At 54.4% G+C, this 23,006-nt stretch carries 23 protein-coding genes, 1 other RNA gene and 1 other annotated feature; of the genes, 20 read left to right on the top strand and 4 right to left on the bottom strand.

Translation table 11 applies throughout. From position 1 onward, the window contains the following. Positions 1-7: 7 nt before the first annotated feature. Positions 8-106: signal recognition particle sRNA small type (gene ffs, locus B9Y55_RS01645), an RNA gene on the top strand. 16 nt (positions 107-122) lie between these two features. Here the strand turns inward: ffs and B9Y55_RS01640 are convergent. Continuing rightward, positions 123-440 carry a metal-sensitive transcriptional regulator gene (locus B9Y55_RS01640; RefSeq protein ID WP_327078425.1) on the bottom strand — a complete coding sequence of 106 codons (318 nt, stop codon included), beginning with the start codon at positions 438-440 and terminating at the stop codon, positions 123-125. A 212-nt stretch (positions 441-652) separates the two neighbouring features. Here B9Y55_RS01640 and rpsB point away from each other — a divergent pair, with 212 nt between their 5' ends. The 4 genes from rpsB (at position 653) to frr (ending at position 3,472) form a co-directional block, all read left to right on the top strand. Then, a complete protein-coding gene (rpsB, locus tag B9Y55_RS01635; protein WP_085543602.1) occupies positions 653-1,450 on the top strand; it encodes a 30S ribosomal protein S2 in 798 nt (265 codons plus the stop codon). Between the two features lie 38 nt (positions 1,451-1,488). Then, on the top strand, positions 1,489-2,082 hold the full coding sequence (tsf, locus tag B9Y55_RS01630) for a translation elongation factor Ts (RefSeq protein WP_085543601.1): 594 nt from the start codon (positions 1,489-1,491) through the stop codon (positions 2,080-2,082). An 84-nt stretch (positions 2,083-2,166) separates the two neighbouring features. Further along, on the top strand, positions 2,167-2,889 hold the full coding sequence (gene pyrH, locus B9Y55_RS01625; RefSeq protein ID WP_085543600.1) for a UMP kinase: 723 nt from the start codon (positions 2,167-2,169) through the stop codon (positions 2,887-2,889). A gap of 19 nt (positions 2,890-2,908) precedes the next feature. After that, on the top strand, positions 2,909-3,472 hold the full coding sequence (gene frr / locus B9Y55_RS01620; protein WP_085543599.1) for a ribosome recycling factor: 564 nt from the start codon (positions 2,909-2,911) through the stop codon (positions 3,470-3,472). A 45-nt stretch (positions 3,473-3,517) separates the two neighbouring features. Here frr and B9Y55_RS01615 read toward each other — a convergent pair whose 3' ends face one another. After that, positions 3,518-4,819 carry an NCS2 family permease gene (locus B9Y55_RS01615; protein WP_085543598.1) on the bottom strand — a complete coding sequence of 434 codons (1,302 nt, stop codon included), beginning with the start codon at positions 4,817-4,819 and terminating at the stop codon, positions 3,518-3,520. A gap of 433 nt (positions 4,820-5,252) precedes the next feature. On the opposite strand from B9Y55_RS01615, the gene B9Y55_RS01610 reads away from it, so the two are divergent. After that, entirely contained in the window at positions 5,253-5,600 is a 348-nt protein-coding gene (locus B9Y55_RS01610) for a hypothetical protein (RefSeq protein WP_085543597.1), read from the top strand. After that, positions 5,585-6,160 carry a manganese efflux pump MntP gene (locus B9Y55_RS01605; protein WP_085543596.1) on the top strand — a complete coding sequence of 192 codons (576 nt, stop codon included), beginning with the start codon at positions 5,585-5,587 and terminating at the stop codon, positions 6,158-6,160. Before B9Y55_RS01610 ends, B9Y55_RS01605 begins: the two co-directional genes overlap by 16 nt. A gap of 48 nt (positions 6,161-6,208) precedes the next feature. Here the strand turns inward: B9Y55_RS01605 and B9Y55_RS01600 are convergent, their stop codons facing one another. Continuing rightward, a complete protein-coding gene (locus B9Y55_RS01600; protein ID WP_085543595.1) occupies positions 6,209-7,399 on the bottom strand; it encodes a pyridoxal phosphate-dependent aminotransferase in 1,191 nt (396 codons plus the stop codon). A 206-nt stretch (positions 7,400-7,605) separates the two neighbouring features. Here B9Y55_RS01600 and hpf point away from each other — a divergent pair, with 206 nt between their 5' ends. The 13 genes from hpf to B9Y55_RS01535 all read left to right on the top strand — a co-directional run bounded on the left by hpf (position 7,606) and on the right by B9Y55_RS01535 (position 21,846). Next, positions 7,606-8,154 (top strand): ribosome hibernation-promoting factor, HPF/YfiA family, encoded by a 549-nt coding sequence (gene hpf / locus B9Y55_RS01595; protein WP_085543594.1) that lies wholly within the window; start codon positions 7,606-7,608, stop codon positions 8,152-8,154. A 72-nt stretch (positions 8,155-8,226) separates the two neighbouring features. Then, complete coding sequence (locus B9Y55_RS01590; RefSeq protein ID WP_085543593.1) at positions 8,227-8,571, top strand: hydrogenase maturation nickel metallochaperone HypA/HybF; 345 nt, start codon at positions 8,227-8,229, stop codon at positions 8,569-8,571. Then, positions 8,571-9,233: a hydrogenase nickel incorporation protein HypB gene (gene hypB, locus B9Y55_RS01585; protein WP_085543592.1), complete on the top strand. Its 663-nt coding sequence runs from the start codon at positions 8,571-8,573 to the stop codon at positions 9,231-9,233. The genes B9Y55_RS01590 and hypB overlap by 1 nt, the downstream gene beginning before the upstream one ends. Continuing rightward, complete coding sequence (locus B9Y55_RS01580; RefSeq protein WP_085543591.1) at positions 9,230-11,197, top strand: ATP-dependent helicase; 1,968 nt, start codon at positions 9,230-9,232, stop codon at positions 11,195-11,197. Before hypB ends, B9Y55_RS01580 begins: the two co-directional genes overlap by 4 nt. Next, positions 11,157-12,041: a dephospho-CoA kinase gene (coaE, locus tag B9Y55_RS01575; RefSeq protein ID WP_085543590.1), complete on the top strand. Its 885-nt coding sequence runs from the start codon at positions 11,157-11,159 to the stop codon at positions 12,039-12,041. Before B9Y55_RS01580 ends, coaE begins: the two co-directional genes overlap by 41 nt. Continuing rightward, positions 12,038-14,671 carry a CBS domain-containing protein gene (locus B9Y55_RS01570; protein ID WP_085543589.1) on the top strand — a complete coding sequence of 878 codons (2,634 nt, stop codon included), beginning with the start codon at positions 12,038-12,040 and terminating at the stop codon, positions 14,669-14,671. Before coaE ends, B9Y55_RS01570 begins: the two co-directional genes overlap by 4 nt. Continuing rightward, positions 14,668-15,279 carry a site-2 protease family protein gene (locus B9Y55_RS01565; protein WP_085543588.1) on the top strand — a complete coding sequence of 204 codons (612 nt, stop codon included), beginning with the start codon at positions 14,668-14,670 and terminating at the stop codon, positions 15,277-15,279. Before B9Y55_RS01570 ends, B9Y55_RS01565 begins: the two co-directional genes overlap by 4 nt. A 10-nt stretch (positions 15,280-15,289) precedes the next feature. Then, a complete protein-coding gene (gene surE / locus B9Y55_RS01560; protein ID WP_085543587.1) occupies positions 15,290-16,078 on the top strand; it encodes a 5'/3'-nucleotidase SurE in 789 nt (262 codons plus the stop codon). 224 nt (positions 16,079-16,302) lie between these two features. After that, positions 16,303-16,525, top strand: a binding site (T-box leader). 60 nt (positions 16,526-16,585) lie between these two features. Further along, positions 16,586-17,632 carry a threonine synthase gene (gene thrC, locus B9Y55_RS01555; RefSeq protein WP_085543586.1) on the top strand — a complete coding sequence of 349 codons (1,047 nt, stop codon included), beginning with the start codon at positions 16,586-16,588 and terminating at the stop codon, positions 17,630-17,632. After that, complete coding sequence (gene thrB / locus B9Y55_RS01550) at positions 17,629-18,546, top strand: homoserine kinase (RefSeq protein ID WP_085543585.1); 918 nt, start codon at positions 17,629-17,631, stop codon at positions 18,544-18,546. Before thrC ends, thrB begins: the two co-directional genes overlap by 4 nt. 16 nt (positions 18,547-18,562) lie before the next feature. Further along, positions 18,563-19,051, top strand: coding sequence for an ACT domain-containing protein (locus B9Y55_RS01545; RefSeq protein ID WP_085543584.1), 489 nt, complete (start codon positions 18,563-18,565; stop codon positions 19,049-19,051). 59 nt (positions 19,052-19,110) lie between these two features. Next, positions 19,111-19,944, top strand: a complete 834-nt coding sequence (locus B9Y55_RS01540; RefSeq protein ID WP_085543583.1) for an aminotransferase class IV — start codon at positions 19,111-19,113, stop codon at positions 19,942-19,944. Positions 19,945-19,947: 3 nt separating this feature from the next. Beyond that, the gene (locus tag B9Y55_RS01535; RefSeq protein ID WP_085543582.1) at positions 19,948-21,846 is read left to right on the top strand and encodes a putative bifunctional diguanylate cyclase/phosphodiesterase; all 1,899 of its coding nucleotides are present in this window, start codon (positions 19,948-19,950) and stop codon (positions 21,844-21,846) included. Here B9Y55_RS01535 and B9Y55_RS01530 read toward each other — a convergent pair. After that, the gene (locus B9Y55_RS01530; protein WP_234986083.1) at positions 21,843-22,853 is read right to left on the bottom strand and encodes an aldo/keto reductase; all 1,011 of its coding nucleotides are present in this window, start codon (positions 22,851-22,853) and stop codon (positions 21,843-21,845) included. The genes B9Y55_RS01535 and B9Y55_RS01530 overlap by 4 nt on opposite strands. Positions 22,854-23,006: the final 153 nt, after the last annotated feature.

Below are 23,006 nucleotides of genomic sequence, written 5' to 3'. Positions count from 1 at the left end.
AACAGGGGGCCCAGTCCCGTGCGGCGAGAGCCCGTGAACCCCGTCAGGTCCGGAAGGAAGCAGCGGTAAGCGGTGTCTGTCGGGTGCCACGGAGCCCTGGGTCCCCTGTTGGGGGCCTTCTTCTATTCTTCCTGTCCCTGCTTTATCGGAGCTATCTCCACCAACGCCTCTATGAGCTTCTGTAGCCGGTCTACGTCGACGGTTCCGTCCTCTTCTTGGGACACCATACACTGGGACATGTAGTTCTTAACTATCTCAATGCAGGTGTTCTGCATCGCTTTTCTGGCCGCCGAAAGCTGAAGCAATACATCGCAACAGTCTTTCTCCTCGACGATCATCCTCTGTATTCCCCTCATCTGTCCCTCTACCCTTTTAAGCCTGTTCAACATGGCTTTTCTGTCCGGCGACATTTCTCCTGTTTTGTCCTTCAAAGGTTCCAACTCAATACCCCTCCCTGATCCTGTGTGGAAACGATCTTTCCCGATGACCTCCAATGGTAATATGAACTATCTTGTCGGTCAAGGCCGGTTATGATATACTCTCCGATGGTCCATATTCCGCACATCGGTATGGAGCACGGAGTGGTGCCTTACGGTTTCCGTGTTTGTCGTCCGATGGAGGATAAAAAACCACATATCAAGGAGGAAATACCATGTCCGTAGTAAGCATGAAGCAGCTTTTGGAGTGCGGTGTCCACTTCGGCCACCAGACCCGCAGATGGAACCCCAAGATGAAGCCCTATATCTTCACCGAGAGAAACGGGGTCTACATCATCGACCTTCAGAAGACCGTAAAAGGTCTTGAGAAGTCCTACTCCTTCCTCAGAGAGGTCGCTAAAGAGGGCGGAAGCGTTCTTTTCGTAGGGACCAAGAGGCAGGCCCAGGACACAATAAAAGAAGAAGCTGCCCGTTGCGGTCAGCACTACATAAACCAGCGTTGGCTCGGTGGTATGCTCACCAACTTCCAGACCATCCGCAAAAGGGTTCTCCGTATGGTCGAGCTCGATCGTATGGAGTCCGACGGCTCCTGGGACAACCTCACCAAAAAAGAGGTCGTCCTCCTCAAGAAACAGAAGGAAAAGCTCGAGAAGTACCTTCTCGGGATCAAAAACATGAAGACCGTTCCTGACGCTCTTTTCATTATCGATCCCAGGAGAGAGGATATCGCCGTCAAAGAGGCCAGAAAGATGGGCATTCCGGTGATCTCCATAGTCGACACTAACTGTGATCCCGAGGTCATAGACTACCCCATCCCTGGCAACGACGACGCTATCAGAGCCATTAAGCTCATCTCCGGCCTCATGGCCAGTGCTGTGATAGAGGGACGTCAGGGTGTCGACGGCGCTGACGACGGAGCCGACGACGATGCCGACGGAAACAGCATCATCGAAGTAAAGGAAAAGCTCACCGAGGCCTACGGCGACGATACCGCTGAGGGCGAAGATAAGTAACGTCTTTAGACGTTTTTTGATAAAGGGAGGAACTTACCATGGCAATCAGCGCTTCTGACGTCAAGGATCTTAGAGAACGTACCGGTTGTGGCATGATGGACTGCAAAAAAGCTCTCGTGGAGTGCGAGGGCAATATGGAGAAAGCCGTCGACCTTCTTCGTGAGAAAGGTCTCGCCAAGGCCGCCAAAAAAGCGGATAGGGCGGCTAAAGAGGGAAGGGTGTTCTCCTACATCCACACCACCGGCAAGATCGGAGTCCTTCTCGAACTGGACTGCGAGACCGACTTCGTCGCCAAGACCGACGAGTTCCAGCTTCTGGGACACGAGATCTCCATGCACATAGCCGCTGCCGCTCCCCTTTACGTCTCCCCTGACGATGTCCCTGCGGACGAGCTTGAGAGGGAGAAGGAAGTTTATCGTCAGCAGGCCCTCCAGGACGGCAAGCCGGAGAGCATGCTCGATAAAATTGCCGAGGGCAGGGTTAGAAAGTTTTACGAGACTATCTGTCTTCTTGAGCAGCCGTGGGTAAAAGACGGCGACAAGAAGATAGGTGATCTGTTGATGGACGCTGTCGCCAAACTCGGCGAGAACATGGTTATCCGTCGTTTTGCCCGTTTCACCATAGGCGAGTAACGTATAAGACCCGTAAAAGGGGCTCAGGGGTTCTATTCCTGGCCCCTTTTTTGTGTACAAATTATGGTCAAGGGAGGGGCTTAAATGACAGGAGTAACTTACAAGAGGATCCTTCTAAAGCTATCAGGGGAGGTTTTGGCAGGTAACCAGGGTTTTGGGCTAGATTTTGACGCTATAAGGGGTATCTCTTCCCAGATAGCCGAAGTGGCCAAAGCGGGAGTAGAGGTCGGTCTCGTGGTTGGGGGAGGAAACTTCCTGAGAGGTAAACAGGCGGTAGACGAGGGAATAGAGAGGGCTCAGGCGGACTATATGGGAATGCTGGGGACGGTCATAAACTCCCTCGCCCTTCAGGATGTCCTAGAGAAACAGGGGATACCGACCAGAGTTCAGTCTGCCATCCAGATGCAGGAGATAGCCGAACCCTACATAAGACGGAGAGCCCTTAGGCACATGGATAAGGGAAGGGTTCTTATCTTCTCCGCTGGCACAGGATCGCCCTACTTTTCCACCGATACCGCCGCTGCCCTCAGAGCCGCTGAGATAGGGGCACACTGTCTGGTGAAAGCCACTAAAGTCGACGGAATATACGATAAAGATCCTATGAAAAACCCCGACGCCGTTCTCTACACCAAGTTGACCTACATGGAAGCCCTGAGACAGAGAATTGAGGTTATGGACGCGGCTGCTTACTCCCTCTGCATGGAGAACAAGATACCTATAGTCGTAATGAACGTCCTTGAGGACGGTCGTCTGGCGGATTTCTTGATAAGAGGCCGTAAGATTGGTACTATAGTCTCGGAGGAGTAACCTAAAGGAGGGTGATTTTATGAGCGACAGTACTGCTAAGTTCGACCTGGAAGAAAAGATGGAAAAAGCGGTAGACTTTCTTAAAAAAGAATTTATGGGTATCCGTACAGGAAGGGCCCATCCCGGTCTAGTTAGCGATATCAAGGTGGACTACTATGGAGCTCCTACCCCTATAAAGCAGTTAGCCACGGTGAGCGTACCTGAGGGGCGAACTCTGTTGATAGCCCCATTCGATAAAACCGCTCTGAAGGACGTGGAGAAAGGTATACTCGCCTCTGACCTGGGGGTGACCCCTCAAAACGATGGTCAGGTTATAAGGCTAAACCTGCCGGAGCTCACCGGAGACCGTCGTAAGGAACTCACCAAGATGGTGAACAAGCTCTCCGAAGAGGCCCGTATAGCCGTCCGCAACCTCCGCAGGGACTGTAACGACTTTTACAAGAAAAAGGAGACCGCCGGAGAGATAAGCGAGGACCAGCTTAGGGACTTCCTCGACGATGTCCAGAAGATCACCGATCGCTATATCGACAAAATAGACGTAGCGATGAAGGAAAAAGAGGAAGAAATCCTCACAAAGTTTTAGAGCTAAGAGGGAGCGGCTTAAGCCGCTCCCTCTGCTTTTCAATAGTTAGACGAGAAGTTCCTTCAGAACGAAGATGGCGAAAAGCCCCCACATAACCGGGCTTATCTCGTTTTTACGGCAGGCCGCGAACTTCAGAGCGACGAAAGTGAGGATTCCGAACTCTATCCCGGTGGCTATGCTGTAGCTGAAGGGCATCATGAAGATAGCCACAGAGGCGGGAACTATGTCCGTAAAGCTGGAGAAATCCAGATCCTTGAGGCTCATCATCATGTAGATACCGACCATAACCAGAGCAGGAGCGGTAGCACAGGCTGGCACTATAGACACGATAGGGCTGAAGAAAATGGCGAGAATAAACAGTATCGCCGTAACCATGGCGGTTAGGCCGGTTCTGCCTCCCTGTTCCACTCCGCTGGCGCTCTCCACAAAAGCGGTTACCGTGGAGGTCCCGAGGACCGCACCGACGGTGGTTCCAACGGCGTCGGCCATCAGAGCCTCTCTGGCTTTAGGAAGGTTGCCGTTGGCGTCCAGCAGTCCCGCTCTGTTGGTAACCCCGACCAAGGTCCCTACGGTATCGAAAAAGTCGACGAAGAAGAAGGTAAACACGATCACCCAGAAAGTACCGGATGCGATCTGTGAGAAATCTATCTTCATGAATATAGGGCTGATGGAAGGAGGCATAGAAACGATTCCCTGAGGCATAGACGCCACGCCTAGAGGTACCGCCATCGCCGTCACTGCCAAGATACCCCACAGAATAGCCCCTTTAACCTTATGGGCCTCAAGGGCCATCATTATGACGAATCCCACCATGGCCAAAATAGCGGGCTTGGAACCTAAGCTTCCCAGAGAAACTAGAGTGGCTGGGTTTCCTACGATAAGCCCCGCTCCTTGAAGGCCTATCAGGGCTATGAAGAAGCCTATACCCGTCGATATCCCTATTTTAAGCGACTTAGGGATGCTGTTTACCACCGCCTCCCTTACCTTTGTGAGGGTGAGGAGTATGAAAATGACTCCCTCGATGAAAATGGCGGCTAGAGCGACCTCCCAGGGGATATTCATCCCGAGAACCACGGAAAAAGCGAAGAAAGCGTTCAACCCCATACCGGAGGAAAGGGCTATAGGGTAATTGGCCATAAAGGCCATCATCAAGGTCGCGATAGCACTGGCCAAACAGGTGGCCACCATAAGAGGTCCAAAAGGCATACCTGTTTTAGACAGAATATCGGGGTTCACGAAAATAATATAACCCATTGTCATAAAGGTGGTAATGCCCGCCATTACCTCCGTCCTTATGTCGCTTCCCGCTTCCTTCACCTTGAAACGGTTCTCAATCCAACTTGTCACGACGATCCCTCCCAATAGAATAAAGATAACTTTAGGGTATCTCTAGAAACTCACTTTCGAGTCCCCTCGGAGAGACCATTCCGCCTACGCCCTGTTTCGCCCAACCGTATACTCGACCTGCCTGTTTCGTACGAACCGCCTCGGAGGGCACGTCCTGTGCCCCCTCGGCTTGGGGCGACGTCCTGTCGCCCCATTCGTACTACACTACGGCATGTCGAGTATACGGGCTCAAATGGGCTCCGTCGGAACGATCTCTCCGAGGATTAGAGTTTCTAGAGCTTTCCTTTACTTAAATAATATAATGCCAGAACACCCCTCTGATTCGATCATATCAACGAACATAGCTTGTTACAAAATCACTTTTTTTAATGCTTTCCCTCAGGTGTTTCTTATGGTAACTTTGTCCTGAATAATAGAGGGGGAGGTTTTTTATTTGTCCAGAAAAATAGCTGTATGGTTCGCGATGGTGCTATGTGTCCTGCTCTTTGCCACGGCGGTGTGTGCCATGCCCCAGAGCGGTTGTGTAGACGGCCTTTTTCAGCTGCGATGGGAAAAGCCCCACGCCAAAGGGAACAGGCTTTACATCACCTTGATCAACGACGGAGAGGTCTTTCAGCCAGTGGAGGGGACCGTATACATGGAGGACGACAAAGGTAACGCCCTGGGGAAGGCCACCTTTAACGTAGGAATACCGGCTAAAAAGTCGATTCGAGCCTACGGTGACCTGGAGAAAGAGGCAGAGCTATCGTCTACTAGCTCCCTCCGATGGGTCGTCCGTTAGCGATGATATCCACCATCGCCACCGCTTCCGCCCTTGCCATGGACGCTTTCTCCGTGTCCCTGGGAGCGGGGGCCTGCCGTTGTTCTATGCCCAAGACCCAGGTTCTGTACATGGCTCTGGCCTTTGGCCTGTTTCAGTTTGCCATGCCCATAGGAGGCTGGTTTTTAGGGGATAAAATCGCCCACTTCATATCCGCCTGGGATCACTGGATAGCCGCCTTACTGCTGGCTGTAGTCGGAGGAAAGATGATCCATCAGTCCATATGGCCGGAGGAAAACTGCGATCTACTTAACGTCGCTAGGCCGATGGTCCTTTTAGGTCTCGCGGTAGCTACCTCCATAGACGCTATGGCCGTCGGTTTTTCCTCGGCGGCCATAGGAAGCCCTATAATTCCCCTGGCGATCTCCGCAGGGCTTATCACCGGAGTGCTTTCGACGATAGGCGCTATGGCGGGATGCAAAATAGGGCTAGCGGTGGGCCATAAAGCGGAGTTTTTAGGTGGCGTGGTCCTCTGTCTTATAGGCCTGAACATACTCCGGGTTCATCTGTTCCTGTCTTAGCTAGGCTAATTCAAAGAGGGAGGGCTTTGCCCTCCCTCTGGTTTTGCTCTAAGCCAGGGACTCTAAAAACTCCTTCAGCCTTCTCATACCCTCGGTAATATCCTCCGTAGAGTTGGAGTAGGACACCCTTATGTGACCCGGTGCGTAGAAAGCGCTTCCAGGAACCATGGCGACGTAGGAGGACTCCAGAAGCCTCTGACAGAAGGATATGTCGTCGGATATTACCTCGTCACCCTGCTTTTTGCCGAGAGCTTCCCTTACGTCCATCAGGACGTAAAAAGCTCCTTCCGGCTCTACGAACTTTATCAGCGGCATATCGGCCAGTAACTTCAGTATGAGCTCTCTTCTGGCGGAGAAGTGACCGTGCATAGTCACTATATCGTCGTGAGCCTCTTTAAGGGCGCCTAGTGCGGCGTACTGAGCCACCGAACAGGGGTTGGACGTCAGGTGTCCCTGGAGAGAGCCTATTTTGGACATGACCTTCGAGGGGCCCATGGCGTAGCCTATTCTCCACCCTGTCATAGCGTAGGCTTTACTGACGCCGTTGACCACTATAACGTTGTCCCTAGCCTCGGGGGCCAGGGCGACTATCTGGTGGTGTTTCGCCTTGCCGTATACCAGCTGCTCGTATATCTCGTCGTAGATGATGGTGATATCGTGCTCCACAGCCAAAGAGGCGAGGCCCTTAAGGGTCTTTTCGTCGTAGACCGCTCCGGTGGGGTTGTTAGGGGAGTTTATCATTATGCACCTGGTTCTAGAGGTTATAGCTTTTCTCACTATATCCAGATCGGGGATAAACCCTGTCTCCGAGGTGTCGATAATGACCTCTTTTCCCTCGCAGAGACGAATCTGTTCCACGTAGCTGACCCATGCCGGTGCGAATACGATAACCTCGTCACCGGGATCGACTATGCAGCTCAGAGCTTCGTAGAGGAGTATCTTTGCTCCTGCACCTATTACTACGTCTCCCGGTGCGTACTCAAGGCCGAAACGGTCCTTATAGTAGCTGCATACCGCCTCCCTCAGCTCCGGTATTCCGGTGCCAGGGGTGTAGTGGGTATGTCCGGCGTCCATAGCCTCTTTGCCGTATCTCAGAGCGGACTCTGGGGAGTTAAAATCGGGTTCCCCTGCTCCGAAGGATATAACCGGCTTGCCCTCTCGCTTCATAGCCTTCGCCTTCGCTACCACCGCCAAGGTGGCCGAAGGTTCCAGTCTACGTGCCCTTTCAGAAAGAATCATAAAACTCATCTCCTTAGGTCTTATGGTAAAGATCACCAGGGCCATTTAAACAAAAAAAGGGATAAAAAGCTACTGCCTATCTCGTACTTTTTGCGGAAGTAGTTTATACTCTATGTACAGGAGGCGGATATTGCTCATATCTCCTCTATGTGTTAAAATAAAATTGCAGCAAGACGCAACTGTTGGAGGAAGGGAGGAAATAGAGAATGGATATTCGTTTTGTTAACCGTAACGCCGAACTAGCGGACGATCTAAAGGAGTACATGGAGAGGAAGCTCTCCAAGCTGGAGAAGTTTTTTCCGAAGATCCTTGATAACCAAGTCGTTCTCAGTCTTAGTCGAGGTATCCACACCATAGAGGTGACCTCCAACGTCAACGGCGTCATCATGAGAGGTGAGGAGAGGGACTCAGACCTGAGAAAGGCCTTTGACATCGCTCTCAAGAACCTGGAGAGGCGTATCAGACGGCACAAGAAATACCTCACCGACAGGGTTCAGCTCAAGACCCACGATATCTCCTTTAACCTAGACGATATAACGTCCGACATGTCCAAGTCGGCGGTAGAGGAAAAGAAAGAGGACATCGTAAAGGTCAAGAGATTCCCTCTCAGGCCCATGCACGCCGAGGAAGCCTGTATGCAGATGGACCTTCTCGGTCACAGCTTTTTCGTCTTTTCCAACGCCGAGAGTGGCTCTATAAACGTGGTTTACAAGAGGAAGTCCGGGGGATACGGCCTATTAGAGCCGGCGGACTAGAAAATCTCCAAGGGGACCCTCCAGGGTCCCCTTTCTTAATAATCGAAAGTCGAGGGGGCTGGTGGACGAGGGATGCATGAGCTTTCCATGGTAAAGGCTATTATAGATGCCCTTGAAGAGCTTCAGGACCGCAACAACTGGAGCTCGATCAGGTCGGTAAACCTGAAAGTAGGGTCGATGAGGCAGGTCATTCCCCACATACTTCGTTTCGCTTTTAACGCCTCTATCGAGAGGACCTCTCTAGCTGGAGCGGAGCTTATCATAACTCCTGTGCCGGTGGAGTTTTCCTGCCGTAGTTGTGGAGGCAGGTGGGGAGAGGCGGACCTGGGCTACCTCTGTCCCCACTGCGGTGGCAAAGACGTGGACATGGTTCAGGGGATGGAGATGGATATAGATTCTTTGGAGGTGGAGGAGTAGTGTCGGTAAAAAAGATAGACATACAGCAGGCGGTCATGGCGGCGGATATGTGCTACGCCAAGAGGATCAGGGAAAGGCTCAGCGAAAAGGGCATACTCATGGTGAACCTGATAGGTTCCCCTGGATCGGGCAAGACGACTTTGCTTGAAAAGACTCTGGGCAAAGACGGCCTCAGATCGGCGGTTATAGAGGGAGACGTGGCCACCGACCGCGACGCGGTTAGAATCGACGCCCTCGGGGTTCCGTCTATACAGATAAACACCGAAGGGGGCTGTCACCTGGAGGCCAACTGGGTCGACATGACCCTCGACGGCCTGCCTCTCGACGACCTGGACGTTATCTACATCGAAAACGTCGGCAACCTGGTATGTCCCGCCGAGTTCGACGTCGGCGAGGACCATAAAGTAGCCATATCCTCCGTCCCCGAAGGGCCGGACAAGCCGCTCAAATATCCCCTGCTCTTCACCGAGGCATCCGCTGTGGTCCTGACCAAAACCGACTTGCTGCCCTACGTCTCCTTCGATCAGGAGCTTTTCTGGGGAGACGTGGCAAGGCTCAACCCGGAGGCTCCGACTATGAAACTCTCCTGCTATAACGGTGAAGGGCTGGAGGCCTGGTCGTCCACTATAAAAAAATGGCTGGAGGAGAAGAGGCGGGGATGAATAAAATCTCCTCGATCCTTGAGGGCCTAAACCCCAGACAGAGAGAGGCGGTCTCCTTTCAGGGGGCCCCTCTTCTGGTTTTAGCGGGAGCGGGAAGCGGCAAGACCAGGGTTCTCACCAGCAAAATCGCCTGGCTGGTCCAGGAATCCTCCGTAGCTCCCTGGAGGATTTTAGCCGTAACCTTCACCAACAAGGCCGCCAGAGAGATGAAAGACAGGGTGGAGAGAATGCTAGGGGAAAGGGCCAAAGACGCCCAGGTCTCCACCTTCCACTCCTTCGGACTCCAGATGCTCTTTCGGAACAGAGATGCCCTCGAATCCCTGGGATACAGGAGAAACTTCGTCATCTTCGACCGATCGGAGTGTCTCTCTCTGGTCAAAAAAATAGCTAAAGAGCTGGGAATAGACCCCTCTCGCTACGACCCCTCCTGGTTGCTGGAGGGTATCTCCAAGGCGAAAACCTCCTGCGATCCCTCAACCCTCGACCCTTCCCTTGAGGGGGACATGGCGGAGGTCTACGACAAATACCGTATGGCCATGAAGGAACAGGGGGCTTTCGATTTCGACGATCTAATAATAATGCCTCTGCACCTCATGAAAACCGATGAATCCATCCTCCTCAGGGAAAGATCCAGGCTCGACTGGATCTTGGTGGACGAATATCAGGACGTCAACAGGCCCCAGTTCTCCATGATGAAAACCCTCGCAGGAGACAGCGCTAACGTAATGGTCGTCGGAGACCCGGATCAGTCCATCTACGGATGGAGAGGGGCGGACATGTCGGTTATACTGGGCTTCGAGAGACACTTTCCGGGAGCGAAAATCGTCCTGCTCGAACAGAACTACCGTTCATCGGAGATAATACTTAAAGCGGCTAACTCGGTGATACAGAACAACGTAAACAGGCCGGATAAAAGGCTCTGGACCGACCGTTCGGGGGGAGAGCCTATAGGGGTCGCTAAACTGAGAGACGAGAGATCCGAGGCCCGTTACGTGGCGGACAAAGTGGAGGAACTATCCTCTCTAGGATATCGGTACAGCGACATAGCGGTTCTCTACAGGATCAACGCCTTGAGCAGAAACCTGGAGCAGGAGTTTATCTCCCGATCGCTGCCCTACAGGGTCGTCAAAGGAACCGCCTTCTACGACCGGAAAGAGGTCAAAGACGTGGTCTCCTACCTTCGTCTTGCGGTAAACCACAGAGACGGCAGTGCCCTCGCCAGGGTGGTCAACGTCCCCCCTAGAGGGATAGGACCTAAAGGACTGTCCATCCTATCGGACTTTCTGCTCAGGGAAAAAGGAGACTCTCGGTCGGTATGGATAAAACTGGCCGACGGCAGATGCCCCTTGAAAGGCAAAGGGGCTGTCGGTATCAAAGATCTGGCTGGTCACATGATATCCATGCTCGATATGGGCTCCGATATGTCCAGGCTGGTCCCCTACGTCCTCGACTCCATAGGCTACGGAGCCTACCTGGAAAAAGGCTATCCCGATCAATGGGAAGAGCGACTCGAAAACGTAATGGAATTGGCGTCATTAAACGTGTTATCCGACGCCCTGGAGGACGTGCTGGCGGAGATATCCCTCTACACCGACCAGGAGGTCGACTCGGTCCCCGATGGGATCAGCCTTTCCTCCCTTCACTCCGCAAAGGGATTGGAATTTCCGGTGGTTTTTGTGGTAGGCTTAGAGGAAGGACTTTTCCCCCACAATCGAGTGGTGGACGGATCGTCGGAGGAGATGGAGGAGGAGCGTCGTCTCTGGTACGTCGGCATAACGAGAGCGGAGGAGAGGCTATACATCTCCGGCGTAGAGCTCCGTCGTCTTTTTGGATCGGTTCTGATGAACGGCCTGTCCAGGTTTTTGTGGGAGATCCCCGAGACCTGCAGGTGTATAGAGGAAACAGGAGAGGAGGATCTCCAGAATGTTCGTTTTAGGTCTAACCGGGGATATAGGAGCTGGTAAATCCACCGTAGCGTCCCTATTTCGGGATATGGGTGCCAGGATAATCGACGCCGATCTGATAGTGAAAAAGCTGTGGTGTGAACCGGAGCTACTTCAGGCCGCCAAGGTCAGATGGGGAGATTCGGTTATAGCGGAGAACGGGGAGATATCCTTCAGCGGCATCGCCGATAAGGTATTCTCCGACGAAGCGGACTACCGTTGGCTGTGCGACCTAATTCATCCTATGGTGAGGCGGGATATGACCGCAGGTCTGGCCTCCGAAAGAGGCTGGGTGGTGGTTGAAATACCGCTTATGTTTGAATCGGGGGTTCCTTACTGGTGTGACATGACCGCCTACGTAACCGCCTCTCAGGAGATCAGATCCACCAGAAACGGCCACAGAGGCCTCTCTATGGATATGCTTCAAAAAAGGGAGGATTTTATGCTCCCGTCGGAGGAAAAGAAAAACTCCGCCGACTTGGTCATTCACAACGAAGGCTCTCTTGACGAACTAAGGGATTTTCTGACCCCCTACGGAGAAAAGATGCAGAGAATGGCCTCCATCTGTACCGTAAAAATTCAATGTGCCTTCAGAAAACAGGCCAGACAGATCATATCGGGAGTGCTGGGTAAAAAACTGGCCTATCAGGCGAACCTCTCCTCCGTTGAGACCGCCTACTCCAAGTACGAACAGTTTCTGACGGAAAACTGGGAGGTCCAGTTCTACACCCTCGCCAACCTCGTACCGGCCATATCGGAGGAGGCCGCATCCATAATGAAAAAACCTCCTGTGCCGGTCGCGGTATCCGACGTCCTCAGGGCCAGCCTTCCCTTCAGGGAAGCCCTCTGTGGGGCCTGTCGTTGAAACTCATAACCAGTCACGTCGGCAGTGACTTCGACTCTTTGGCAAGCATGATCGCCGCCGGGAAACTATATCCCGACGGCGTTCCCTGTTTTTCCGGCTCCGCTGAGAGAAACGTCAGGGACTTCCTGAAACGGCACAGAGGTCGATGGACCGTCCTGACCCCCAGGAAGGTCAGAATGGACCAGGTAACCAAGCTTATCGTGGTGGACGCCAGATCGGTGCGCAGGCTAGGCGTACTGGCTCCATTGGCCGGTCGTCCTGACGTGGACGTCCATATCTACGACCACCACCCCCCCTGTGCCGACGAAATTCAGGCATCCTTCTCAAAGATCGAACCTGTTGGCGCCACTGTGACCCTTCTTCTTGAGGAGATGTTCAAAAGGGGCATAACGCCAAACCCCCACGAGGCCACCTTGTTCGCCATGGGAATCTATGAGGACACCGGAGGGCTCCTCTTCGGCGGCACCACCAGCAGGGACTACGCCATGATGAGCCGGATGAAAGACTGCGGTGCGGACGTCACCTTAATACCCTCGGCCATAGAGGTCGGTCTATCCGCCCCTGAAAGACGAATGATGGACAGACTTGTAGAAAACGCCTGGGAAAGGTATATATCCGGCGCCAGAATAGTGCTGACAAGAGCAGCGGTGGACGTGTACGTCGAGGGAATTTCCCTGTTCGCTCACAGGCTAAGGGACTTCTTCGCCGCCGACGTCGTCCTCGCTGCGGTCAAAATGGAGAACAGGACCTACGTCGTGGCCAGAAGCAAGGAAGACCTCCTGGACGTCTCTGAGTTACTGAAACCTCTAGGAGGAGGGGGACACCCTCAGGCGGCCTCGGCGGCGGTCTCGGGCAGAACCCCTAGATCCATACTGGAGGAACTGGAATCCAGGCTGGAGACCATGATAACCCCGGTCCTGACGGTGGACGACGTAATGACCACGCCGGTTATGGCCGTAGACGAAGCGAGCTCGGTAAACGACGCCTACAGGATAATGCTCAGATACGGCCACTCCGCCCTTCCTGTCACCAGAGAGGGTAGGCTGTTCGGCCTCATAACGAGAAAAGACCTGGATAAAGCCCAGCTCCACGGTTACGGCGAGGCTCAGGTCAACGAGTTCATGACTGAGGGCGTGATAACCGTCCCCTCCGGCGCCTCTATCGAAGAGGTCCACCGGTCTATGGTCGCCCACAATATCGGGAGACTGCCTGTGGTGGCCCAGGGGGAGCTCCGAGGCATAGTCACCAGAACCGACCTGCTCCGGGCTCTTTACCCCGTCTCCATTCCGGTGGAGGACAGACAGATAGGCTCCGAATATCCCTGGACCGAATCTATGGCTGGACTGCTTAACGAAGGTCTTTCCCCATCGGATAGAGACCTCCTCATAGGTCTAGGGCGACGGGCCTCGGACATGGGGATGAACGCCTACGTAGTAGGAGGGGTAGTCAGGGATCTGATGCTTGGAAAACCTATATACGACCTGGATATAGTCGTCGAGGGAAGGGGAATCGACTTTTTGAGGTCCTGGGAAAGGGATGGAGTGCAGGTATCCCTTCACGGTCGATTCCAGACCGGAACCCTGTCCTTTCCCGACGGAAGAAAGGTGGATGTGGCCACGGCCCGGAGGGAGTTCTACGAATACCCTACAGCCCAGCCCACCGTCTCCAGCGACTCCTTAAAACACGACCTATACCGGCGTGATTTCACCGTGAACGCTATGGCACTGTCCATAGACGGCGAAAACTGGGGTACCCTGGTGGACTACTTCGGTGGCAGAAGAGATCTGCTGTCACAAAAACTAAGAAGCCTTCACAATCTGAGCTTTGTGGAGGACCCTACCAGGATGTTCAGAGGGGTTAGGCTGGAACAGCGTCTGGGATTTGAGCTGGACGACAACGCCCTCAGGACGATGAACAGCTGCATAAGAGGGGGATTGCTCGGCAACCTATCGGGCTTCCGCCTTCGTTCCGAGTTGGAGATCTGCCTTATAGAGCCCAGGCCCTGGCCTATCGTCAGAAGAATGGACGAACTAGGGCTTCTAGAGGCGGTTTTTCCGGGCATAAAAATAGGCTCTCGGGTGGCCTGGGCCCTCAGGCGGCTATCCCTATCGACCAGAAGGCTGGGTCGAGACCTCCTCCCTATGGGAGGGGACCTATGGATAGCCACTCTGTCCATGTTGTTTCTGGATAGCCCCTCGGACCTATACCACCGGGTCGCAGACAGGCTCTGCCTGACCGCAAAGGAAAGGGAACTTCTCTCCCTCTGCGTAGAGGACATGGGCACGATGGAGGCAAAGCTAGGTGGAAAGCAGTCTCCCCCTTTTTCCACAATAGTGAGCTCTTTGGAGGAATATAGCCCTGTAGCGGTATTCGCCTGGGCGGTGTCCACCTCCCTATGGCGATTCAGAAGACGGCTGGTCCTCTACCTGACGAGACTGGTCAAGGTTCGGCCTATGTTGACCGGGTCTCACCTGATAGACATGGGATATAGAGAAAGTCCGGCTATAGGTGATATGCTCAGAGCCCTTCTGGCCGCCAGGCTGGACGGAGAGGTTGACACCAGAGACGACGAAATAGACTGGATCAGGGCTAAATACCCTGACTACAAGGAGAGTGCAGGTAAAAGATGAGCGGTTTTTCAACCCAGATATCGGACATTCTGTTGACCCTTCCGGCGGTGCTTTGGGCCATATCCTTCCACGAGTTCTGTCACGGCTGGGTGGCCTACCAGCTAGGGGACCCCACAGCCAGAGACGCTGGCAGGCTTACGCTGAACCCCTTGGCCCACTTCGACGTGGTCGGAGCCCTGATGTTGCTCCTCTTCCACTTCGGTTGGGCTAAGCCCGTACCGGTGGATCCCAGATACTTCAAAGATCCCAGGAGGGACATGCTCCTCGTCTCCATCGCTGGGATAACAGGCAACATACTCACAGCTTTTGTGGTGGCCCTTACCATCAAATACATCCCCGGCCCCTTTATGGCCATACCGGCCTTAGGCAGGGTAATGATACTCATGGTCTACGTAAACGTGGGAATAGCGGTTTTCAACCTCATACCGATCCCTCCGTTGGACGGGTCGAAGCTCATATATCCCTTTATACCTAGAGCCTGGATGAACGGATGGTTTTTCCTGGAGAGGTACGGTTTTTTCGTACTGCTTCTTCTTGTGGCAACCGGGACACTCGGCGCCATAATGAGACCGATAATGTATATGTTTTTGAGGATTATACTGGCATGAGGAGGACTATATGATAGTATTTGTCACAAACGACGACGGAGTACACGCCCCAGGCATAGCCGCACTGGCTAAGGCCTTCAAGAACGCCGGTCACTCTCCTACGGTTGTTGCACCGGACAGAGAGAGAAGCTCGGTGGGACACGCCATAACCCTCAATCGACCGCTCAGGCTCTGGTCCATAGAGAGCGACCTTTACGGCCCGGAGATAGAGGTACACACCTGCGACGGAACTCCCTCGGACTGCGTCGTGCTTGGCATAGACCAACTCTGCCCTCAGGCGGACCTGGTGGTCTCAGGCATAAACAACGGACCTAACCTAGGAGACGACCTGACCTACTCGGGCACCGTTTCCGCCGCCATGGAGGGCTCTATCCTAGGATACCCCTCTCTGGCGGTGTCCCTTAACTGCTCCAGGGAGGACTCGGAAAAGCACTACGAAAGCGCCGCGGAGATCATGGTGCAACTTACGGATTGGCTATCTCAAAGCCCAGCACCTCGAGAGATCGTCTTAAACGTAAACGTCCCCAATCTCCCTCTAGCTCTGATAAAGGGAATCAAGGTGACCCATAAAGGGACCAGAATATACGCCGATAAGGTGACCAAGCTACAGGATCCTCACGGAAGAAACTACTATTGGGTGGCCGGTCGGCCTGAGGACGACCTAGTGGAGGGAAGCGACGTATGGGCTGTAGCCCACGGCTACGTATCGGTCACGCCGATACACATGGACATGACCCACTATGACACTCTTGAGATAATGAGAAGCGGCGGGATAGAGGGAGCCATAAAGGTGGAATAAAAAAAGGGTGGCGATGGGGGGGATCCCATCGCCTGGGGTGGTGGATTTTGGAGGGTTCCACAGAACGTTCGCATCTCGCGAACGAGGACATAATAACATCGCCTATGGTGTTATTCCATAGGGTGAACTCCCTAGTTCCTGGTTTTTTTTGGGTACATAAATAGTGGGATTTGTCGTTATTGACAGATGGGGAGATTATCTGTAAAATTCCCCTCCAAAAGAGGACAGTTGCGATGATGAGGACAAGTAGTGCAGGAAGCCCCCACAGAGAGGGATGCCCATAGGCTGAAAGGCGTCTCGGATAGGCCAGTGTACGAAACCACCTCGGAGCTGACGGCGAAGCCCTTAGGGATAAGTCGTCGGGGTGTGCCCCTTACAGCACCGAAGAGAGCCGGCTAGGGGCCGGAATTGGAGTGGAACCGCGGCCAGGTCATGGTCGTCTCCAGGTACATGCCTGGTTACGATCGTGACCTGGCCTTTATTATATCACCATTGGAGGAATAGACCATGAGAAAAGGCATACTCAGCAAATATAAAGACCATCTTCCGGTAAGCCCTAATACTCCCGCACTCTCACTGTGCGAAGGGGACACCCCTCTCATCCCCCTGGAAAACCTCGGCGAAGAGCTTGGCATAGAGCTCTACGCCAAGTTCGACGGTCTCAACCCCACCGGATCATTCAAAGACAGGGGAATGGTCATGGCGGTGGCCAAGGCCATAGAGGAAGGGGCAAGGTCCATAATATGTGCCTCCACAGGGAACACCTCCGCCTCCGCCGCAGCCTACGCCGCAAGAGCTGGGATTCCCTGCTTCGTCCTTCTTCCGGCGGGCAACGTCGCCATGGGTAAGCTGGCCCAGGCGGTGGCCTACGGAGCCAAAATAATCGCCATATCGGACAACTTCGACGTCGCACTGGACATGGCGAGACAGGGCTCGGAGCGGCTTGGCATGGCTATAGTAAACTCGGTAAACCCCTACAGACTGCTGGGGCAAAGAAGCGCCTCCTGGGAGATCTGCGAAGAGCTCGGCGACAGGCCCGACTGGCTAATCCTCCCCGTCGGTAACGCCGGCAACATCTCCGCCTACAGGGAGGGATTTGACTACTACGCTGGACTTGGAAGATGCTCCGGCCTTCCCAAGATGATAGGGGTACAGGCCTCCGGCGCCGCCCCCCTTGCCCTTGAAAGGGAGTTTCCAAACCCCGAGACGATCGCCACAGCCATAAGGATAGGCAGACCGGTGAACGGAGAAAAGGCCAAAAGCGCCGTAAAAGACAGCGGAGGGTCCTTCATGGCCGTCGAGGACAGGGAGATACTGGCGGCCCAGTCCCTTCTTGCGTCGAAAGAAGGGGTCTTCGCCGAGCCCGCCTCCTGTGCCGGGCTTGCGGGGCTGTTAAAGCTCAAAAACGCCGGGAAACTCCCCCAGTCCATAAAGGTGGTCACAGTCCTAACAGGAAACGGCCTCAAGGACCCTAACGTCCTGCTGTCGTCGATTCCCCCGATCGAGCCGGTTCCAGGGGAATGGTCGAGCCTGGAGGAGCTGTTTAGGCGATGATCTCCGTAAGGGTACCTGCGACCAGTGCCAACCTGGGGTCTGGCTACGACTCTATAGGGCTGGCCCTCAAGTTCTACAACGTCTTCAAGGTCAGAGAGCTGCTCCCGAAGGGAAAATACGACCTTGAGACCGTCGGGGAGGGCTCCACCGAGGCCCAAGACGTAAACGCCAACGGTGTCATAATGGGATACGAGGCCGCCTGCGCCCAGTGGGGGATAGAAGCCCCGGGGCTTAACCTGCTCAGCCTGAACGCCATACCCTTCTGCCGAGGGCTGGGAAGCTCCTCCTCCGCCATAGTCGGAGGGGTAATGATAGCCAACCAGCTGAGGGGCAACCCCCTCTCCAAAGAGGAGCTACTGCCCCTTATGGTTAGCCTGGAGGGACACCCGGACAACGTGGTTCCCTGCTGCGTCGGGGGAATGGCGGTCAGCTGTTGGGACAGAGGGGAACTGAGATACGTCAAACTCCCTCCTTCCCAGGGGGAGATGGTCACCGCGGTGGTGGCGGTCCCTAATATCAAGGTTCCCACGTCCCAGGCCAGGGCCGCATTGCCGTCGTCGGTCTCCATGGAGGACGCTGTGTTCAACCTAAGCAGGTCGGCACTCCTGGCCGCCTCCTGGTCCACAGGGCGGTGGGATAACCTCTCCTGGGCTATGGGTGACAGGCTACACCAGCCCTTCAGGTCCAAGCTCTTTCCCGGAGGGGAGGATATACTCAATGAGCTAAGGGACCTCCCAGGCTGCGACGGAGTTGCCATAAGCGGATCGGGGCCCACAATGGTGGCCTTCACCAGGACAAACCCCGGCGAGATAGCAAGGGCCATGTGTTCCATATTCGCCAGGCTTGGGGTTCACTCCCGGTTCTTCGTGCTGGACGTGGATCAAAAGGGCGCCACGGTGAAAATAGATGGATAGATCAGGAGGAATAAAAATGGACGGAGAGACCTTTATCGTAGATTCGGTGATATGTGACGACGATGTGGCAAAAGTGGCGGTCCTCGGGGTTCCCGACAGACCCGGAATAGCGGCCCACCTGTTTAAGGCCTTGGGCGATGCCATGGTGCCGGTGGAGATGGTCATACAGAGCGTCATGAGGGGAGACGTAAACGACATAGCCTTCCTCATAAGGACGGAAAAACTGGACTCCGCCATAGAGGTCTGCCGGAGGATGCCCGACGAAATCGGTGCCCAGGGTGTTACCTTCGACACCGAGGTCTCCAGGATCGCCCTCTACGGACAGGGATTTTCCTCCCGGCCAGGGCTCCCCTCGGACGTGTTCTCCCTGCTGGCGGAGGGAGGAATAAACCTGGAGATGATAGTGGCCACCCCCGAATCTATCTGCTGCGTGGTGTGCAAATCCAGCGCGGCAGAGGCTCTTTCCACTCTGCGAAACAGATTTGTAGGTGGATTATCCAGCTAAGGCTTTTTGAGGTACAATAGGCCCGTATTGGACCGAATAAACCTCAGGAGGGATTCACTTTGAAATTATGCTACCTGGACGGCGAATTTTTGCCCTTTGAAAAGGCGGTAATCCCGGTATCCGACCACATAATCCAGAGGGGAATAGGGGTTTTCGACCTCGTGAGGACCTACGGACGGAGGCCCATGATGATGACATATCACCTCGAGCGACTGTCCCGTTCCGCGTCCTCCTTGGGAATAGACGAAAAACTGGGCCTCGAGGCCATGAAATCCCTAGTCAGACAGGGAATAGACAAAATGGAAGGCGACGGAGAGGTATTGGTCAAGTTCTACATAACCGGAGGGGATCGATTCGTCGACGGCTGTCGATTTCCGGACCCCAGATACTTCGTCTCCTTCGAGGACCTTGTTTTGCCGGACAGGGAAAACTACGAAAAAGGGGTTAGGCTCTTTCCACTTGACAGGGCTAGACTTCTTCCGTCGGCTAAAAGCATAGACTACAGCGCAGCCCTGGCCAAAAACTCGGTGGATCCAGGAGCATTGGAGGTGCTGTACTGCCCTGGAGGGGTAATCTCCGAGGCTGGGCACAGCACATTTTTCATGGTCAAAGACGGCAAGGTCATAACCGCCCCGGACGACATGGTCCTGGCTGGAACTACCAGATCTCTCATAATCCAGATCCTCGAGGAAAACGATATTCCTCTTGAGATGAGGGCCCCGTCTTTGGACGAGGTATCCTCCTCCCAGGAGGCATTCATCTCGGGATCGGTGAAGGAGATTATGCCGGTAGTTAAGATAGGCACTCAGACCGTAGGGGACGGAAAACCGGGCCCTATAACGGCCAAAATCGCCGAGCTCTACCGGCAAAACGTACCTCGCTGGCTGGAATAACCGATGTTCCTCGCCGCCACTATCGTTTCCCTGACCTTATGCCTCCTTTTGCCGGACTACGCATGGGCTACCACCGTAGGCAGCGATCCCTACTGGGCGGTGCCAGCGGTGGTGGTGGCCGTCCTGTTGCTGTCCCTATGGGCCCAGATGGAGAAAGAGCTAAAATCCCAAAGGGAAGCCTATATAAAGGTTCAGGAGGAAACCATCCGTCAAAAGGCATGCCTGGATCGACTCTTCCAGACCAACCCTGACGGCCTGGTCATGCTGGACAAAGACGGCATAATCATGGACGTAAACCCCGCCTTTGAGAGGATCTTCCTTTACCGCAAGGACGAAATAGTCGGCCTCTGTCTGGACGACCTAATAATGGGAAAGGACAGGGCATACCTTGGCAGAGAGATAAACCGAAAGGTTCTTGACCGAGAGCAGGTAGCCATTGAGGCCAATCGGGTGAGAGGGGACGGGCAAAACGTCAGGGTCTGTATCTTCGGCTGTTCGGTGGTGGTGGACGGCGAGACCGTAGGGCTATACGGCCTCTACAGAGACGTAACGGAACAGAGAAAGGTGGAGGAAAAGGTCCACTGGCTGGCCTTTAGGGACGAGCTGACCGGTCTTCCTAACAGGGTTTCCTTCGTACAGGAGGGACGGTCCAGGGTCCGAAAGGGCAACCCCTTCGCCATAGCCCACATCGACCTAAAGCGGTTTAAAAACGTCAACGACACCATAGGCTTTATGGCGGGAGACAGGCTTCTGGCCTCGGTAGCAGAACGGCTCAGAAAAGCCTTTTCCGAGGACGATCAGGTCGCCCGTCTTGGAGGGGACGAATTCGGGATACTGGCGGACATGTCCGGTTTTGCCCCTCGAACCTGCCCGGAAATTGGAAAGACGGTCTTAGAAGCTCTCAAGGAACCCTTCGACACCGAGGACAGCGGACGGATCTCCCTAAGTGCTGCGGTCGGCCTGGCCCTCTATCCCGATCACGGCTGGGAATGGGAGGAGCTCATGGGCTGTGCGGACATAGCGGTCAACGAGGCGAAGGTCAAAGGCCTGGACGTAGTCTGCTTCGACGACCGAATGGGCCACGACTTCCACAGAAGGATCAGCCTCGAAAGGCGTATGGCCGAGTCTATCCCCCTCTCTAGGGGCTTCTTCCTGGTCTATCAACCCAAGGTGGACATGGCGACCGGGTCGGTCGTCGGCCTGGAGGCCCTCTGCCGCTGGGACGACATGGGGCTTTTCATCCCGCCGGACCAGTTTATCCCAGTCGCCGAGGACACAGGAATGATCAGCGAACTGGGAAAATGGGTGTTGTTCGAGGCATGCCGTCAGGGCCGTGAGTGGATAAAAAAGGGCTGTGCCGTCCCTCTGTCGGTGAACGTATCGGCCAGACAGCTGCTCAAAGACCAGATCGAGGCCCACCTATCGGACATCCTGGAGGCCTCGGCCTTCCCCTCCGACCTTCTGGAGCTGGAGATAACCGAGACCGCCCTGATCCAGGACGCCAAGCAGAGCGAGACGGTCCTCCGAAACCTCAAATCCCTAGGGGTGTCCCTCTCAATAGACGACTTCGGGACGGGCTACTCCTCATTGGGATATCTGGCGAGGTTCGACGTGGACGCCCTAAAAATAGACAAGGTGTTCATGCCGGAAAACGGTGAGGGAAACGGAGAGGTCAACCAGGCCATAGTCAAAAGCATACTGGCCCTGGCCCAGGTGAGGGGACTGACCGTTGTGGCGGAAGGCGTCGAGACCGACAGTCAGAGGAAAATACTTCTGGACCTCGGCTGTTCCATCGGACAGGGCTACCTCTTTGGACGCCCAGCGTCCCCGGAGGTGACGGAGAGGCTGCTCACCGTCGGTTCGGTAGAGCTAGCCTCCCCCTGTGTCTGTCCTGATTCTTAAAGACCCTTCTCTTTGAGGAAATTTCTGTAAAAGATCAGGTTTTTCCTGATCAGCTCCGGCGTGTCCAACCCGTAGGGACAGCGATTACTGCAATGGTTGCACCTGAGGCATTTGTCGACCTGTTCCATCTTATCCCGCCACTCCTGGGTCGTAAAAGGCTCCCATGGAGCCCTCCCCAGCAACAGCGACATCCTGGCCGCCTGGGGGATGTCTATACCAACCGGGCAGGGCAGACAATAGCCGCAGGAACGGCAAAAATCCCCTGCCAGCTCTTTTCTGTCCCTATCTATCAGCGAAGAAAGCTCCTCCAGCCTTGGGGGGGCTTTTTCCAGCTCTACAAACTGGTTCAGCTCCTCCTCCTTCTGGATTCCCCAGATAGGGACCACACCCTTAAACTGCCTCAAAAAGGCGAAAGGCAGCCTGGCATCGGTGATAAGGCCGCCGGACATCCCCTTCATGGCTATAAACCCAACCCCAAGATCCTCGCAGAGCCGTGCCAGATCCATATCCCCCTGAGAGGACAGATGGTTCAGGGGAAACTGCACTGTATCGTAAAACCCCGATTTTGCCGCCTCCTTAGCCCTAGCGAGGCTGTGGTTGGTGTAGCCTATAAAGCGGACCTTCCCCTCATCCTTAAGCCTTAAAAGCTCGTCGTACATGCCGTCGTCGCCCCCAGGAAGGAAAACCTTCTTAGGGTTGTGAAACTGAAGGATATCAACGTAATTGGTCTTCATCTTGCTAAGGCTGGTCTCCACGTGTTCCCTCAGCTCCTGAGGTGTCGAGCTGTGGCTCTTGGTTGATATGACGATCCTCTCCCGAACGTCCCCAAGGCCCGCCCCGATCTTCTCCTCGCTGTCGCTGTAGGCCCGAGCTGTGTCGAAATAGTTTATCCCACAGTCGTATGCCTTCCTGAGCAGATAGGCAGCGTCCTTAAGCGGAATCCTCTGAATCGGCAAAGCCCCAAAACTGGTCCTGGTTACCTCCAGCCCTGTTTTCCCCAACATCATCTTTTCCAAGCAAAGCCCCCCTCTCTAAATATAGATTATAGAACAAAAAACCCCTTCCGGCAGAGTGATCCCTTATAGGGAGAATCCCCTATGGACCGAGAGGGGGTTTTGGGGTAAGGTTGCAGGATGTTGCGAGGTTCTTTGGTCCGTAAG

The sequence above is a fragment of the Dethiosulfovibrio salsuginis genome (assembly GCF_900177735.1).
Lineage (GTDB): Bacteria > Synergistota > Synergistia > Synergistales > Dethiosulfovibrionaceae > Dethiosulfovibrio > Dethiosulfovibrio salsuginis.
This window is presented reverse-complemented; position numbering and strand designations above follow the sequence as displayed.

Excerpts from the sequence above, each read along its gene's own strand:
- rpsB (WP_085543602.1), top strand. The coding sequence starts at position 653 with ATGTCCGTAGTAAGCATGAAGCAGCTTTTGGAGTGCGGTGTCCACTTC.
- tsf (WP_085543601.1), top strand. The coding sequence starts at position 1,489 with ATGGCAATCAGCGCTTCTGACGTCAAGGATCTTAGAGAACGTACCGGT.
- pyrH (WP_085543600.1), top strand. The coding sequence starts at position 2,167 with ATGACAGGAGTAACTTACAAGAGGATCCTTCTAAAGCTATCAGGGGAG.
- frr (WP_085543599.1), top strand. The coding sequence starts at position 2,909 with ATGAGCGACAGTACTGCTAAGTTCGACCTGGAAGAAAAGATGGAAAAA.
- B9Y55_RS01605 (WP_085543596.1), top strand. The coding sequence starts at position 5,585 with ATGGGTCGTCCGTTAGCGATGATATCCACCATCGCCACCGCTTCCGCC.
- B9Y55_RS01600 (WP_085543595.1), bottom strand. The coding sequence starts at position 7,399 with ATGATTCTTTCTGAAAGGGCACGTAGACTGGAACCTTCGGCCACCTTG.
- hpf (WP_085543594.1), top strand. The coding sequence starts at position 7,606 with ATGGATATTCGTTTTGTTAACCGTAACGCCGAACTAGCGGACGATCTA.
- B9Y55_RS01590 (WP_085543593.1), top strand. The coding sequence starts at position 8,227 with ATGCATGAGCTTTCCATGGTAAAGGCTATTATAGATGCCCTTGAAGAG.
- B9Y55_RS01580 (WP_085543591.1), top strand. The coding sequence starts at position 9,230 with ATGAATAAAATCTCCTCGATCCTTGAGGGCCTAAACCCCAGACAGAGA.
- coaE (WP_085543590.1), top strand. The coding sequence starts at position 11,157 with ATGTTCGTTTTAGGTCTAACCGGGGATATAGGAGCTGGTAAATCCACC.
- B9Y55_RS01565 (WP_085543588.1), top strand. The coding sequence starts at position 14,668 with ATGAGCGGTTTTTCAACCCAGATATCGGACATTCTGTTGACCCTTCCG.
- surE (WP_085543587.1), top strand. The coding sequence starts at position 15,290 with ATGATAGTATTTGTCACAAACGACGACGGAGTACACGCCCCAGGCATA.
- thrC (WP_085543586.1), top strand. The coding sequence starts at position 16,586 with ATGAGAAAAGGCATACTCAGCAAATATAAAGACCATCTTCCGGTAAGC.
- thrB (WP_085543585.1), top strand. The coding sequence starts at position 17,629 with ATGATCTCCGTAAGGGTACCTGCGACCAGTGCCAACCTGGGGTCTGGC.
- B9Y55_RS01545 (WP_085543584.1), top strand. The coding sequence starts at position 18,563 with ATGGACGGAGAGACCTTTATCGTAGATTCGGTGATATGTGACGACGAT.
- B9Y55_RS01535 (WP_085543582.1), top strand. The coding sequence starts at position 19,948 with ATGTTCCTCGCCGCCACTATCGTTTCCCTGACCTTATGCCTCCTTTTG.
- B9Y55_RS01530 (WP_234986083.1), bottom strand. The coding sequence starts at position 22,853 with ATGATGTTGGGGAAAACAGGGCTGGAGGTAACCAGGACCAGTTTTGGG.